A 14824-nucleotide genomic window follows, 5' to 3' on the forward strand; every position below is an offset into this window, starting at 1 on the left:
CGCTTCCATGCTCGACTGGAACCCCGCGCTCTACCTGCGCTTTGCCGCTGAGCGCACGCGCCCTGCAGCCGAGCTGCTGGCGCGCGTTCCCCTGGCCCAGGCCCGCCATGTGGTGGACCTGGGCTGCGGGCCGGGCAATTCCACCGAGCTGCTGGCGCAGCGCTTTCCCGAAGCGTGCATCACCGGCATCGACAACTCCCAGGCCATGCTGGCCGCCGCGCGCCAGCGCCTGCCGCAGGCCGGCTTCGCGCTGGCCGACATCGCCACCTGGACCCCCAATTCCGGCGATGCCCCGGACCTGATCTACGCCAATGCCGCGTTGCAATGGGTCGGCGCGCACGAGACGCTGCTTCCCCGCCTGTTCGCCCTACTGGCGCCAGGCGGCGTGCTGGCGGTCCAGATGCCGGACAACCTCGACGAGCCCACGCACCGCCTGATGCGCGAGGTGGCGGGCCTGCCGCGGTTTGCCTGCCACATCGGCGACGCCGCTCGCGTGCGCACCGGCATCCTGCCCGTCGGTAGCTACTACGACCTGCTGGCGGCGCCTGAGGCCGGTGCCGCGTCGGTGGATATCTGGCACACCGTCTACCAGCACCCCATGGACTCGGCCGGCGCCATCGTGCAGTGGCTGCAGGGCACGGGGCTCAAGCCCTTCGTGGAGGGGCTTGAGCCCGCGCTGCGGGACGGCTTCCTGGCCGAATACAAGCGGCGCGTAGATGCCGCCTATGGCATGCGCGCCGATGGCCGGCGCCTGCTGGCCTTTCCCCGTCTTTTCATCGTCGCCCAGCGCCAGTCATGACTACATCCTCCACCGCCCATCTTGCCCAGGTGCTGCTGGGTGTCCGGGCCGGCCGCCTGGCGCATCACCGTGTGCGACCACTACAGACCGGCCGCACGCTGCTGCCACAGGCCCAGGCCTGGTTTGTAAAGACTGACAACGCCGAACTCTGATCCGGGTATTCTTGCCGCTACCGCAGTCCCGCCGTCCTTTTTCGTTGGAACCATCATGAAGACTCTCATCGCCTCCGCACTCCTGCTGGCTGCCCCTGCATGGGCCTTGGCACAGACCGCGCCACAGCCAGCCGGCAAGCCGGCCGCTCAGGCGGAGGCCAAGAAGAGCGCCAGCAAGGCCAGCACCAAGCCGGCGGCCGCCAAGTCTGCCGCCGCCAAGTCGAACAAGGCTGCGGGTGAGGCGCACCGCGCGGTGGCCAAGGCGTCGCCCACCAGCAGCCGCACCCAACTGCACAGCGGCGCCATGCAGGTGGCTGCCGGCATCAGCGCGGCCGAGACCGCGCTCACGCCGCAGGAACTGGCGATTGCCGAGAACGTATATACCGGCCGCATGGCTTGCGAGCTCGGCGCTTTCGTCGAGGTCGAGGCAGATGCGCAATCGCCCGGGCGCTTCTACGTGCATGGCAAGGGCTTCAGATACCACATGTCCCCCGTGGTCTCAGTCACCAGCGCCGTGCGCCTGGAGGACCAGCGTGCCGGCGCCGTGTGGATCCAGATCGCCAACAAGTCCATGCTCATGAACCAGAAGCTGGGCCAGCGCATGGCCGACGAGTGCATGAGCCCGCAGCAGGTGACGGTGGCCGAGGCCATCAGGAAGAACCCGCCGCCGAGCCTGCTCGAGACCCCGGCTGCCAAGTAAACCCGTAGCGCCCGCCGTCCGGGCCATGGGCACGGCCGCCAGCACGGCGGGTGTGTTCATGGCTGGCTGGCGATCGCCCCCACTTTGAAAACCTAGACCATTCCGGAGAAAGAAGACATGCTGCAAGCCTACCGCGACCATGTGGCCGAGCGCGCCGCCCTGGGCATCCCGCCGCTGCCGCTCGATGCCAAGCAGGTGGCCGAGCTCATCGAGCTGATCAAGAACCCGCCCGCCGGCGAGGCCGAATTCCTGCTGGACCTGCTGACCCACCGCGTGCCTCCGGGCGTGGATGACGCAGCCAAGGTCAAGGCCAGCTTCCTGGCCGCCGTGGCGCACGGCGACATCCAGGTGGGCCTGATCAGCAAGGCCCGCGCCACCGAACTGCTGGGCACCATGGTGGGCGGCTACAACGTGCACCCCCTGATCGAACTGCTGGACGACGCCGAAGTGGCGGGCGTGGCCGCAGAGGCGCTCAAGAAGACGCTGCTCATGTTCGACTACTTCAATGACGTAGCGGCCAGGGCCAAGGCCGGCAACGCCAAGGCCCAGGAAGTGATGCAGAGCTGGGCCGACGCCGAGTGGTTCACCAGCCGCCCCGAAGTCGAGAAGAAGATCACCGTCACCGTGTTCAAGGTGCCCGGCGAGACCAACACCGACGACCTGTCGCCCGCGCCCGATGCCACCACGCGCCCGGATATTCCGCTGCACTACCTGGCGATGCTCAAGAACACCCGTCCCGACGCGGCCTTCAAGCCCGAGCAGGATGGCGTGCGCGGCCCCATGCAGTTCATCGAGGACCTGAAGAAGAAGGGCCACCTGGTTGCCTACGTGGGCGACGTGGTGGGCACGGGCTCGAGCCGCAAGTCGGCCACCAACTCGGTGATCTGGGCCACGGGCCAGGACATCCCCTACGTGCCGAACAAGCGCTTCGGCGGCGTCACGCTGGGCGGCAAGATCGCCCCGATCTTCTTCAACACGCAGGAAGACTCGGGCGCGCTGCCGATCGAGGTGGACGTGTCGAAGATGGAGATGGGCGACGTGGTCGACATCTTCCCCTACGAGGGCAGGATCGAGAAGAACGGCGAGAAGATCGCCGACTTCCAACTCAAGAGCGACGTGCTGCTCGACGAGGTGCGCGCCGGCGGCCGCATCAACCTCATCATCGGCCGCTCGCTCACGGCCAAGGCGCGCGAGACCCTGGGCCTGCCTGCATCGACGGCTTTCCGCCTGCCCCAGGCGCCCGCCGAGTCCAAGGCCGGCTTCACGCTGGCGCAGAAGATGGTCGGCCGTGCCTGCGGCCTGCCTGAAGGCCAGGGCATCCGCCCCGGCACCTACTGCGAGCCCAAGATGACCACCGTGGGCAGCCAGGACACCACCGGCCCCATGACGCGCGACGAGCTCAAGGACCTGGCATGCCTGGGCTTCTCGGCCGACATGGTGATGCAGTCCTTCTGCCACACCGCCGCGTATCCCAAGCCCGTGGACGTGAAGACCCACCGCGAGCTGCCCGCCTTCATCAGCAACCGCGGCGGCGTGGCGCTGCGCCCGGGCGATGGCGTGATCCACAGCTGGCTCAACCGCCTGCTGCTGCCCGACACCGTGGGCACCGGCGGCGACTCGCATACGCGCTTCCCCATCGGCATCAGCTTCCCTGCGGGCTCGGGCCTGGTGGCCTTCGGCGCCGCCACGGGCGTGATGCCGCTGGACATGCCCGAATCGGTGCTGGTGCGCTTCAAGGGCGAACTGCAGCCCGGCGTGACGTTGCGCGATCTGGTGCATGCGATCCCGCTGTACGCCATCAAGGCGGGCCTGCTGACCGTGGCCAAGGCCGGCAAGAAGAACATCTTCTCGGGCAAGATCCTGGAAATCGAAGGCCTGCCCGACCTGAAGGTGGAGCAAGCCTTCGAGCTGTCCGACGCATCGGCCGAGCGCTCCGCCGCCGGCTGCACGATCAAGCTCAACCCCGAGCCGATCAAGGAATATCTGCGCTCGAACATCGTTCTGATGAAGAACATGATCGCCGATGGCTACCAGGACGCCAAGACCCTGCAGCGCCGCATCGAGAAGGTTGAGGCGTGGCTCGCCAAGCCCGAACTGCTCGAGGCCGACAAGGACGCCGAGTACGCCGCCGTGATCGAGATCGACATGAACGAGATCAAGGAGCCCATCGTATGCTGCCCGAACGACCCGGACGACGCCAAGTTCCTGTCCGAAGTGGCCGGCACCAAGATCGACGAGGCCTTCATCGGTTCGTGCATGACCAACATCGGCCACTTCCGCGCCGCGGCCAAGCTGCTGGGCGGCCAGCGCGACATCCCGGTCAAGCTCTGGGTGGCGCCGCCGACCAAGATGGACCAGAACGAGCTCATCAAGGAAGGCCACTATGCCGCATTCGGCACGGCCGGTGCGCGCACCGAGATGCCCGGTTGCTCGCTGTGCATGGGCAACCAGGCGCAGGTGCGCGAAGGCGCGACGGTGATCTCCACCAGCACGCGTAACTTCCCCAACCGCCTGGGCAAGAACACCAACGTGTTCCTGGGTTCGGCGGAGCTGGCCGCCATCGCCTCGCGCCTGGGCAAGCTGCCCACCCGCGAGGAGTACCTCAAGGAAATGGGCGTCATCGACGCGGACAAGGCCAGCGTGTACCGCTACATGAACTTCGACCAGATCGAGGAATATGCCGAGGTAGCCAAGGGCGTGACGGCCTGACGCGCGCAAGGCGTTGCTGAGACGGGCCCGCCTTGCGCGGGCCTGTTGCATTTTTAAAGGAGCAGGGCATCGCCTGCGGGCGTAGCGCGGTACACTTCGGGCGACGGGCCGATAGCTCAGCTGGGAGAGCGCTGCGTTCGCAATGCAGAGGTCGGGAGTTCGATCCTCCTTCGGTCCACCAATCTGCAAGGGCCTGGATATTTTCCGGGCCCTTGTCGTTTATATGTCCAGCATTTGCGCGGCCTGCTGCAAATGCGCAAGCAGCGTCTGCACCAGCGGATTGGCCGGCGCGCTGCGCCACATGGCAAGCATTTCCGAGCGGGGGTGTTCGCCCAGCAGGGGGCGGAACACCAGGCGCGGCAGGCCCACGCGTTCCAGCGCCGCGGGCACCAGGGCGACGCCCTGGCCCAGCGAGACCAGCGAGATCACCGACAGCCAGTGGCGCACCTCGTGGCGCACTTCGGGTGCGAAGCCGTGGGCCAGGCACATCTCGTAGATGCGCTGGTGGTAGGTGGGCGAGACCAGGTTGGAGAACAGGATCAGCCGGTCGTCGCGCAGCTCGGCCAGGTCGATGCTCTCGCCGTCGCACAGCGGGTGGTGGTCGGGCAGGCAGACGACGAAGGGCTCCTCCACGATAAGCTGGCTGGAGATGCCCTCGGGCGGCTGGATGGAGTGCACCAGCGCCACGTCCAGCCGCATCTGCTGCAGGCCCAGGATCTGCTCGGCGCTGTTGGCTTCGAGCATGTCCACGCGCACCTGGGGGTGGGACAGCTGCAGTTGCGCCAGCGCCTGGGGCAGGCCGCGGTACAGGCTGGAGCCCACGAAGCCCAGGCGCAGGTGGCCGCGCGTGCCCTGGGCCACGTCGCGCGTTTCCTGCGCCGCCTGGTGGCTCAGCGCCAGCAGCTGGCGGGCCTTGCCCAGCAGGTGCTCGCCAGCGGCCGTGAGCCGCACGCCCTTGCTGCTGCGCTCGAACAGCTGGGCCTGCAGTTCCTGCTCCAGCTGCTTGATGGCCACGCTCAGGGGCGGTTGGGAGATGCACAGCCGCTGGGCCGCGCGGCCGAAGTGCAGTTCCTCGGCCAGGGTTGCGAAATAGTGCAGCAGGCGCAGTTCCATGGTCTCAATAATACAAACAAACTATGGAAAAAGATTTTAATGATATTGGACTCGAATGGGTCTGCATGCTGCAATCACGCCCAGCACCACACACAGGAGATCCGCCATGTCCGCCAACGACCAGACCCAGATGACCGCTCTGGCCCAGGCCAGCGCCGCAGCCCACCCCGTGCCCGACCGCGGCCATGTGAACTATTACACCGGCGACGGCGAGCTGCAGTCGCTGCTGGCGCTGTACCTGCCGGCCGATCTGCATGCCCATCTGCAGCCCTATTTCGAGCGCATGGGCGAACTGGCCGGCGGCGCGGTGGACGATTGGGCGCAGGAGGCCGATCGCAACCCGCCGACGCTGGAGATGCGCTCGCGCGCCGGCAAGGAGCAGCAGCGCATCGTCAAGCACCCGGCCTACGTGGAGATGGAGAAGGTCGCCTTCCAGCAGTTCGGCCTGGCCGCGATCTCGCACCGCGAGGACATGCTGGGCTGGAAGGGCAAGATGCCGCCCATCGTCAAGTACGCGCTGACCTATCTGTTCGTGCAGTCGGAGTTCGGCCTGTGCTGCCCGCTGTCGATGACGGACTCGCTCACGCGCACGCTCAAGAAATACGGGGCGCCCGAGCTGGTGAACAAGTACCTGCCCAGGCTGCTGGCCATGGATTTCGACTCCAGCGTCCAGGGCTCGATGTTCATGACCGAGCAGGCCGCGGGCTCGGACATCGCCAACACGCTGACCATGGCCTACCCGCAGGAGGACGGCAGTTGGCGCCTTTATGGCGAGAAGTGGTTCTGCTCTAACCCCGACGCGGGCTTCTCGATGGTGCTGGCGCGCGTCGACGGCGGGCCGCCCGGCATGAAGGGCATCTCGCTGTTCCTGCTGCCGCGCATCAAGGACGACGGCAGCACCAACCACTACCACATCGTGCGCCTGAAGGACAAGATGGGCACGCGCTCCATGGCCAGCGGCGAGATCCGCATGGAGGGCGCCGTGGCCTACCTGGTGGGAGAGCAGGGCAGGGGTTTCGTGCAGATCGCCGACATGGTGAACAACTCGCGCCTGTCCAACGGCATGCGCTCGGCCGGCATGATGCGCCGCGCCGTGGCCGAGGCCGAGTTCATCGCCCGCGAGCGCTGGGCCTTCGGCCGCCGCCTGCAGGACCTGCCGCTGATGCGCGTGCAACTGGACAAGCTGCGCGTGCCCGCCGAGCAGGCGCGCACCATGGTGTTCCAGACTGCCGCCACGCTGGCGCGCTCGGACGCGGGGGACAAGTCGGCCTACGCGCTGCTGCGCATCCTCACGCCCATGATCAAGTTCCGCGCCTGCCGCGACGCGCGCAAGGTGGCGGGCGACGCCATGGAGGTGCGCGGCGGCTGCGGCTACATCGAGGAGTGGGCCGACCCGCGCCTGGTGCGCGACGCCCACCTGGGCTCGATCTGGGAGGGCACGAGCAACATCGTGGCGCTGGACGTGGTGCGCGCCATCAAGCGCGAGGGATCGCTCCCGGTGCTCAACGACTACCTGCACGGCCTGCTGGCCGATACGGCCGCCATCACCCCGGCCTACCGCCAGGCGCTGGGGGATGCGCTGGCGCGCGCCGCCAAGCTGGCCGAGCGCGCGGCGGCCGAGGGCGGCGAGAAGCTGGCACGCCAGGCGGCCAGCGGCCTGTATCACTGCACTACGGCCATCGCCATGGCCTGGGAGGCGGGCAAGACCGGGAGCAGCGAACGCCTGCGCCTGTCGCAGCTGGTGCTGGCGCACCGCGTGCTGCCGCGCGACCCGCTGGCCGAGGCGGCCGTGCCGGCCGACTGGCGGCAGTAACCAGTCCCGGCCCCCTTCCTCGCCGGGGGAGGGGTAAGGGAAAACAATCCGCAGCGCCCATGGATAAAGCGCTGCAAGCTATCAAATCAACAACAGGAGACATACCATGACCATGACCAAGCGCAGCCTGCTCGGCCTGATTGCCGGTGCCGCCATGCTGGCGGCCCTGCCCGTCCAGGCGCAGGACAAATTCCCCGACCGCCCGATCATGTTCGTGGTGCCGTTCCCGCCCGGCGGGCCCACGGACGCCATGGCGCGCATCCTGGCCACCGAGCTGACCCGCGAGCTGGGCCAGGCCGTGGTGGTGGAAAACCGTGCCGGCGCGGGCGGCAACATCGGGGCCGACTTCGTGGCGCGCGCCAACCCTGACGGCTACACCATCATGTTCGGCACCTCGGGGCCGCTGGCCATCAACCACAGCCTGTACAAGGGGCTCAAGTACGACCCGCGCATCAGCTTCGAGCCCGTCATCTACGTGGGCTACCTGCCCAACGTCCTGGTGGTGCGCCCTGGCCTGGGCGTGAACAGCGTGCAGGAGCTGATCGCCAAGGAGAAGGCCAAGCCCGGCACGCTCAATTACGCCTCCTCGGGCAACGGCGCCTCGTCGCACCTGGCGGGCGTGCTGTTCAACGGCATGGCGGGCACGCAGCTGGTGCACGTGCCCTACAAGGGCACGGGCCCGGCGCTCAACGACCTGCTGGCGGGCCAGGTGGACATGACCTTCACCGACATCCTGACCGCCATGCCCTACATCAAGAGCGACAAGGTCAAGGCCCTGGGCGTGGCGACGGCCAAGCGCTCCAGCGCCATGCCCGACATTCCCACCATCGCCGAGCAGGGGGGCAAGGAGTTGAAGGGCTACGACGTGAGCGTATTCTTTGGCGTGGTCGCCCCCAAGGGCACGCCGGCCGACCGCGTCAAGCTGCTCAACCAGGCGTTCACGCGCGCGCTGGCCACGGACAAGGTCAGGCAGACCTTCGCGGCCCAGGGGCTAGAGGCCTCGCCCGACCATTCGCCCGCCTACCTGGGGCGCTTCATCAAGGCCGAGGTCGACAAATGGGCCAAGGTGGTGCAGCAATCAGGCGTTCAACTGGACTGAGCTGGAATGAACTTCATGACACAGGGACAAGACCCGCGGCAGGCAGCGAGCAAGGCGGGCGCGCTCGCGGGCATCAAGGTGCTGGACCTGTCGCGCATCCTGGGCGGGCCGCTGTGCGGCCAGATCCTGGGCGACCACGGCGCCGACGTGCTCAAGGTGGAGCCGCCGCAGGGCGACGACACGCGCGCCTGGGGACCGCCGTTCAACAAGGATGGCGTGGCGTCGTACTACTTCGGCCTGAACCGCAACAAGCGCATCCAGTTCCTGGACCTGTCCGCCCCGGATGGCCAGCAGCGCGTGCGCGAGCTCATGGCCCGGGCCGACGTGGTAGTGGAGAACTTCAAGGCCGGCACCATGGAGAAGTGGGGCATAGGCTACGAGCAGGTGCGCCACGAGTTTCCGCACCTGGTCTGGTGCCGCGTGACAGGCTTCGGCACCGACGGCCCGCTGGGCGCGCTGCCGGGCTACGACGCCGCCATCCAGGCCATGGCCGGGCTCATGAGCATCAACGGCGACGCCCAAGGCGACCCGCTGCGCGTGGGCCTGCCGGTGGTGGACATGGTCACCGGCATGAACGCCGCCATCGGCGTGCTGCTGGCGCTGCACGAGCGCGCCCGCAGCGGCCAGGGCCAGCTGGTCGATGCGGCGCTGTACGACTCGGGTCTGTCGCTCTTGCACCCGCACGCGGCCAACTGGTTCATGAGCGGCAAGGTGCCCGGGCGCACCGGCAACGCCCACCCCAACATCTATCCGTACGACGTGGTCCACACGGGCGGCGCGCCCATCTTCCTGGCCGTGGGCAACGACCGCCAGTTCGCGCTGCTGTGCGACTACATCGGCCAGGGCGCGCTGGCGCAGGACGAGCGCTTTGCCACGGCGGGGCAGCGGTCGGTCAACCGCCATGAGCTCAAGCCGCTGCTCACGCAGGCGTTCGCCGACCGCGACGGCCAGGAGCTGGCCGACGCGCTGATGGCCATAGGCGTGCCGGCGGCGCCGGTGCTCGACGTGGCGCAGGCCCTGCGGCACCCGCACACGGCGCACCGCGAGATGGTGGTGGCCATGGACGGGGGCTACCAGGGCCTGGGCGCGCCGGTCAAGCTGAGCCGCACGCCGGCCAGCTACCGCCTTGCGCCTCTGAGCGAGGGCCAGGACTTCCTGCACGACTGAGAAGGCGCTCTCAGCGCATCGTCACGAACTCCTCCGCCGCAGTGGGGTGGATCGCCACCGTGTCGTCGAAGTCGCGCTTGGTCGCGCCCATCTTCAGCGCGACGGCGAAGCCCTGGAGGATCTCGTCCATGCCGTGGCCTATGCCGTGGATGCCGACGATCCGCTCGTCCGGCCCCACGCACACGAGCTTCATGCGGGCGCTCTGGCGGTGCCGCGTCACCGCCGAGTACATGGCGGTGAAGGCGGACTGGTACACCCGCACGGCGTCGTCGCCGTACTGCTCCCGGGCCTCGGGCTCGGTGAGGCCGACCGTGCCTATGGGCGGGTGGCTGAACACCACGGAGGGGATGTTGCCGTAGTCCAGGTGCGCGTCGGGCCTGCCGTTGAACAGGCGCTCCGCCAGACGCCGCCCCGCGGCCACGGCCACCGGCGTCAGCTCGACTTGCCCGGTGACGTCGCCCACGGCATGGATGCCGGGCACGTTGGTGTCCTGGTACTTGTCCACGCGCACGTAGCCGCGCTCGTCGAGCATGACGCCGGCGGCCTCCGGCCGCAGGCCGGCCGTGTGCGGCGCGCGGCCTATGGCCCAGATGACGCAGTCCGTCGTGTGGCGTTCGCCGTTGCCCAGTTCGAGCGTCAGGCTGCCGTCGGCGTTCTTGCGCAAGGCCGTCGGGCTGGCGTGGGTGTGCAGCTGGGGGCCTTCGGCCCGCATCGCTTCCACCAGCGTGTCGCTCAGCAGCGGATCGAAGTTGCGCAGCGGCGCATGCTTGCGCACGAACAGGTGCGTCTGCGAGCCCAGCGCGTTCAGCACGCCGGCCAGCTCCACGGCGATGTAGCCCGCGCCCACGACGGCCGTGCGCCGGGGCAGGGCGGGCAGGGCGAAGAAGCCGTCCGAATCCAGCCCGTGCTCCGCGCCGGGGATGTCTGGGCGGACGGGGTGGCCGCCCGTGGCGATGAGGATGTGGCCGGCCGTCAGCCGCTCGCCGCCGACCTCGATGGTGCGCGCATCGACGAACCGGGCGAAGCCCCGGATCACGTCCACCTTGTTCTTCTCCAGCCCCACCGCGTACGAGGCGTGGATGCGCCCGATGTAGGCGCCGCGGTTGCGCACCAGGGTGTCCCAGTCGAAGCGGTTGATGGTGGCGTCGAACCCGTAGTCCGGGCCGTATTGCCGGATCGCGTCCGCGATCTGCGCGGCATGCCACATGACTTTCTTGGGGACGCAGCCCACGTTGACGCAGGTGCCGCCGAGTTCGCCGGCCTCGATCAGGGCGCAGCGCCTGCCGTGCATGGCCGCACGGTTGGCCGAGGCGATGCCGCCGCTGCCGCCGCCGATGACGATGTAGTCGTAGTGTTTCATGGAGCTTTTCCGACCTTTCGCGCCTGCTGCGCGGGCGCCTTGCCCGGAGTCTATTTGTACTCGGGCACAAGGGTTTTACCCAGGTGCGCTGCGCCCGCAGGTTTCAAGAATGGGAAGCTTGGCTGCCCCACCCACCTTTTCCCCCACTACAACAGGAGACGCCCGCGATGCAAATCCAACTCAAGGTCAATGGCCGCGCCATCACGGCCGACGTGCCGCCCAACACCCTGCTGGTGCAGTTTCTGCGCGAGCACCTGCGCCTGACCGGCACGCACCAGGGCTGCGACACCGCGCAGTGCGGCGCCTGCACGGTGATCGCCGACGGCCGCTCCATCAAGGCCTGCAACGCACTGGCGGTGCAGATGCAGGGGGCGGACATCACCACCATCGAGGGCCTGGCCGCGGCCGACGGCACGCTGCACCCCATGCAGGCGGCCTTCAAGGAATGCCACGGCCTGCAGTGCGGCTTCTGCACGCCGGGCATGGTCATGAGCGCCGTGGACCTGCTGGCGCACAACCCCCGGGCCAGCGAGGCCGAGATCCGCGAGCAGCTGGAGGGCAACATCTGCCGCTGCACCGGCTACCAGAACATCGTGCACGCGGTGCAGACCGCCCAGAAGGCCCTGGCCGCCTAACGGCCCCGGGCAACACGCACAAGGAGACATACCATGGGTGCCACTGAATTTGCCAAGCTGCCGCACATCGGCGAATCCGTGAAGCGCAAGGAGGACCTGCGCTTCCTGACCGGCGCGGGCAACTACACCGACGACATCGTGCAGCCGGGCCAGAAATACGCCGTCTTCGTGCGCTCGCCCTACGCGCACGCGAACATCAAGAGCGTGGACACGGCCGCGGCGGCCGCCATGCCTGGCGTGGCCGCCGTCTTCACCGGCAAGGACATCGAGGGCAAGGTGAACGGCCTGCCCTGCGGCTGGCTGATCTCCAACCCCGACGGCAGCCCGATGAAGGAGCCGCCCCACCCGGTGCTGGCCAGCACCAAGGTGCGCTACGTGGGCGACCATGTCGCCATGGTCGTGGCCGACACGCTGGAGCAGGCGAAGAACGCGGCCGAGGCTGTTGCCGTCGACTACGAGGAGCTCGCGCCCGTGATCGACATGCGCACGGCCAGCCAGGGCCCCGCGCTGCACGCCGAGGCGCCCGACAACCACTGCTACAAGTGGACGCTGGGCGACAAGGCGGCCGTGGATGCCGCCTTTGCCGGCGCGGCCCACGTCACCGCGATCGACCTGACGAACAATCGCCTCATCCCCAACGCCATGGAGCCGCGCGCGGCCAACGCCAGCTACAACCGCGCCACCGACGAATACCAGCTCTACGTGGCCAACCAGAACCCGCACGTGGAGCGCCTGCTCATGACCGCCTTCGTGCTCGGCCTGCCCGAGCACAAGGTGCGCGTGATCGCGCCCGACGTGGGCGGCGGCTTCGGCTCCAAGATCTTCCTGTACGCCGAGGACGTGGCGCTGACCTGGGCCGCCAGGCAGCTTAATTGCCCCATCAAGTGGACGGCCGAGCGCAGCGAGTCCTTCGTGAGCGACGCGCACGGGCGCGACCACATCAGCCACGCAGAGATGGCCATGGACAAGGACGGCAAGTTCCTGGCCATGCGCGTGCACACCCACGCCAACCTGGGCGCGTACCTGTCCACCTTCGCCTCGGCCATTCCCACCATCCTGTACGGCACGCTGCTGGCGGGCCAGTACGCCACGCCGCAGATCTACGTCGAGGTCGACGGCTGGTTCACCAGCACCGCGCCCGTGGACGCCTACCGCGGCGCGGGCCGCCCCGAGGCCGCCTACCTGGTCGAGCGCCTGGTCACGCGCTGTGCCTGGGAGCTGGGGCTGCCGCAGGACGAGATCCGCAAGCGCAACTTCATCGCCAGCTTCCCCTACCAGACGCCGGTGGCGCTCCAGTACGACACGGGGGACTTCCACGCCTGCATGAACGAGTCGCAGAAGCTCGCCGACGTGGCCGGCTTCGAGGCCCGGCGCAAGGCCAGCGAGGCCAGGGGCCTACGGCGCGGCATGGGCTACAGCTGCTACATCGAGGCCTGCGGCCTGGCGCCCAGCAACATCGCCGGCGCCCTGGGCGCGCGCGCCGGCCTGTTCGAGGCCGGCGAGGTGCGCGTGCACCCCACGGGCAGCGTGACGGTGTTCACCGGCTCGCACAGCCACGGCCAGGGGCACGAAACGACCTTTGCACAACTGGTGGCGGCGCGCCTGGGGCTGGACCCGGGCCAGGTGGACATCGTGCACGGCGACACCGGCCGCGTGCCCTTCGGCATGGGCACCTACGGCAGCCGGTCGCTGTCGGTGGGCGGCACGGCCATCATGAAGGCGCTGGACAAGATCGAGGCCAAGGCCAAGAAGATCGCGGCCCACCTGATGGAGGCGAGCGACGCCGACATCGAGTTCGCGGGTGGCGAGTTCACCGTCAAGGGCACGGACAAGAAGGTCCCCTTCGCCCAGGTGGCGCTCACCGCCTACGTGCCGCACAACTACCCGCTCGACAAGCTGGAGCCGGGCCTGAACGAGACCGCCTTCTACGACCCGACCAACTTCACCTACCCCGCGGGCACCTACATCTGCGAGGTCGAGGTGGACCCGCAGACGGGCGTGGTGCGCGTGGACCGCTTCACCGCGGTGGACGACTTCGGCGTCATCGTCAACCCCATGATCGTCGAGGGCCAGGTGCACGGCGGCGTGGTGCAGGGCATGGGCCAGGCGCTGATGGAGCATGGCGTGTACGACCCCGATTCGGGCCAGCTACTCACCGGCAGCTACATGGACTACACCATGCCGCGCGCGGCCGACTTCCCCGAGTTCAAGCTCGGCCACGTGTGCACGCCCTGCACGCACAACCCCATAGGCAGCAAGGGCTGCGGCGAGGCCGGGGCCATAGGCTCGCCCCCGGCGGTGATCAACGCCGTGCTCGACGCGCTCAGGCCCCTGGGCGTGACCGACATCGACATGCCCGCCACGCCGCACCGCGTCTGGCAGGCCATCCAAAGCGCCGCAGCCTGAAAGGAGCACTCTCATGTACGCATTCACCTATGAGCGCCCCACCTCCGAGGCCGACGCGCTGAGGCTCGCCCAGGCCGGCGCCAGGCCGCTGGCCGGCGGCCAGACCCTTCTGGCATCGATGAAGCTGCGCCTGGCCGCGCCCGAGCAGATCGTGGACCTGGGCGCCGTGCCCGAACTGAAGGGCATACGCCGCGATGGCGACGCCCTGGTCATCGGCGCCATGACGCGCCACTGCGACGTGGCCGAGAGCGCCGAGGCGCGCGCCGCCATTCCCGCGCTGGCCGCATTGGCCGGCGGCATCGGCGACAAGCAGGTGCGCGCGCGCGGCACCATCGGCGGATCGGTGGCCAACAACGACCCCGCCGCCGACTACCCCGCCGCGCTGCTCGCGCTGGGCGCCACCGTGCACACCACGGCGCGCGCGATCGCCGCCGACGACTTCTTCCAGGGCCTGTTCGCCACGGCGCTGGAGGAGGGCGAGCTCATCACCGCCGTGCGCTTTCCCATTGCGGCGAAGGCAGCCTACGTCAAGTTCGCGCAGCCGGCCTCGCTGTTCGCGCTGATCGGCGTGTTCGTCGCGCAGACGGCCCAGGGCGTGCGCGTGGCCGTGACGGGCGGGGGTAACGGCGTGTTCCGCCACCAGGCGATGGAAAAGGCACTCGACGCGCGCTTCGCGCCCGAGGCGATCGCCGGCGTTCCGACCGAAGAGGCCGGCATGTCCAGCGACCTGCATGCGAGCAGCGCCTACCGCGCCCATCTGGTCGGCGTGATGGCGCAGCGCGCCGTGGCGCGGGCGCTGGCCTGAGGGCCGTGCCGGCCTTCACCCCCGCTCCCTCCGGGAGAGGGCAGGGGTGGAGGCCTGCTGCCTTAT

The 14824-nt window shown here is 68.8% G+C and carries 12 protein-coding genes and 1 tRNA gene; 11 read left to right on the top strand and 2 right to left on the bottom strand.

Features of this window, described 5'->3' with window-relative positions; translation table 11 throughout:
* Positions 1 to 7 precede the first annotated feature (7 nt).
* From tam to ALIDE2_RS11045, 5 genes are all read left to right on the top strand, one after another.
* Positions 8 to 799, top strand: coding sequence for a trans-aconitate 2-methyltransferase (gene tam, locus ALIDE2_RS11030; protein ID WP_013518803.1), 792 nt, complete (start codon positions 8 to 10; stop codon positions 797 to 799).
* Positions 796 to 951: a hypothetical protein gene (locus tag ALIDE2_RS25170; protein WP_158306331.1), complete on the top strand. Its 156-nt coding sequence runs from the start codon at positions 796 to 798 to the stop codon at positions 949 to 951. Before tam ends, ALIDE2_RS25170 begins: the two co-directional genes overlap by 4 nt.
* A gap of 55 nt (positions 952 to 1006) precedes the next feature.
* Positions 1007 to 1651, top strand: coding sequence for a hypothetical protein (locus ALIDE2_RS11035; RefSeq protein WP_013518804.1), 645 nt, complete (start codon positions 1007 to 1009; stop codon positions 1649 to 1651).
* A gap of 117 nt (positions 1652 to 1768) precedes the next feature.
* A complete protein-coding gene (acnB, locus tag ALIDE2_RS11040; protein ID WP_013518805.1) occupies positions 1769 to 4360 on the top strand; it encodes a bifunctional aconitate hydratase 2/2-methylisocitrate dehydratase in 2592 nt (863 codons plus the stop codon).
* Positions 4361 to 4465: 105 nt separating this feature from the next.
* Positions 4466 to 4541: transfer RNA gene (locus ALIDE2_RS11045), tRNA-Ala, on the top strand.
* Positions 4542 to 4579: 38 nt separating this feature from the next.
* Here ALIDE2_RS11045 and ALIDE2_RS11050 read toward each other — a convergent pair.
* Complete coding sequence (locus ALIDE2_RS11050; protein ID WP_013518806.1) at positions 4580 to 5473, bottom strand: LysR family transcriptional regulator; 894 nt, start codon at positions 5471 to 5473, stop codon at positions 4580 to 4582.
* A gap of 106 nt (positions 5474 to 5579) precedes the next feature.
* Between ALIDE2_RS11050 and ALIDE2_RS11055 the strand changes: the two genes are divergently transcribed.
* The 3 genes from ALIDE2_RS11055 (at position 5580) to ALIDE2_RS11065 (ending at position 9552) form a co-directional block, all read left to right on the top strand.
* Complete coding sequence (locus tag ALIDE2_RS11055; protein WP_013518807.1) at positions 5580 to 7286, top strand: acyl-CoA dehydrogenase family protein; 1707 nt, start codon at positions 5580 to 5582, stop codon at positions 7284 to 7286.
* A 106-nt stretch (positions 7287 to 7392) separates the two neighbouring features.
* Positions 7393 to 8385 carry a Bug family tripartite tricarboxylate transporter substrate binding protein gene (locus ALIDE2_RS11060; protein WP_013518808.1) on the top strand — a complete coding sequence of 331 codons (993 nt, stop codon included), beginning with the start codon at positions 7393 to 7395 and terminating at the stop codon, positions 8383 to 8385.
* A gap of 6 nt (positions 8386 to 8391) precedes the next feature.
* Positions 8392 to 9552: a CaiB/BaiF CoA transferase family protein gene (locus ALIDE2_RS11065; protein WP_013518809.1), complete on the top strand. Its 1161-nt coding sequence runs from the start codon at positions 8392 to 8394 to the stop codon at positions 9550 to 9552.
* A gap of 10 nt (positions 9553 to 9562) precedes the next feature.
* Here ALIDE2_RS11065 and gorA read toward each other — a convergent pair whose 3' ends face one another.
* On the bottom strand, positions 9563 to 10912 hold the full coding sequence (gene gorA / locus ALIDE2_RS11070; protein ID WP_013722109.1) for a glutathione-disulfide reductase: 1350 nt from the start codon (positions 10910 to 10912) through the stop codon (positions 9563 to 9565).
* A 167-nt stretch (positions 10913 to 11079) separates the two neighbouring features.
* Between gorA and ALIDE2_RS11075 the strand changes: the two genes are divergently transcribed.
* From ALIDE2_RS11075 to ALIDE2_RS11085, 3 genes are read left to right on the top strand one after another with little or no spacing between them, the layout of a single operon-like run.
* Positions 11080 to 11547 carry a (2Fe-2S)-binding protein gene (locus tag ALIDE2_RS11075; protein ID WP_013518811.1) on the top strand — a complete coding sequence of 156 codons (468 nt, stop codon included), beginning with the start codon at positions 11080 to 11082 and terminating at the stop codon, positions 11545 to 11547.
* 33 nt (positions 11548 to 11580) lie between these two features.
* Positions 11581 to 13953 carry a xanthine dehydrogenase family protein molybdopterin-binding subunit gene (locus tag ALIDE2_RS11080; protein ID WP_013518812.1) on the top strand — a complete coding sequence of 791 codons (2373 nt, stop codon included), beginning with the start codon at positions 11581 to 11583 and terminating at the stop codon, positions 13951 to 13953.
* A 13-nt stretch (positions 13954 to 13966) separates the two neighbouring features.
* The gene (locus ALIDE2_RS11085; RefSeq protein ID WP_013518813.1) at positions 13967 to 14758 is read left to right on the top strand and encodes an FAD binding domain-containing protein; all 792 of its coding nucleotides are present in this window, start codon (positions 13967 to 13969) and stop codon (positions 14756 to 14758) included.
* Positions 14759 to 14824: the final 66 nt, after the last annotated feature.

The organism is Alicycliphilus denitrificans K601, assembly GCF_000204645.1.
GTDB classification, from domain to species: domain Bacteria; phylum Pseudomonadota; class Gammaproteobacteria; order Burkholderiales; family Burkholderiaceae_C; genus Alicycliphilus; species Alicycliphilus denitrificans.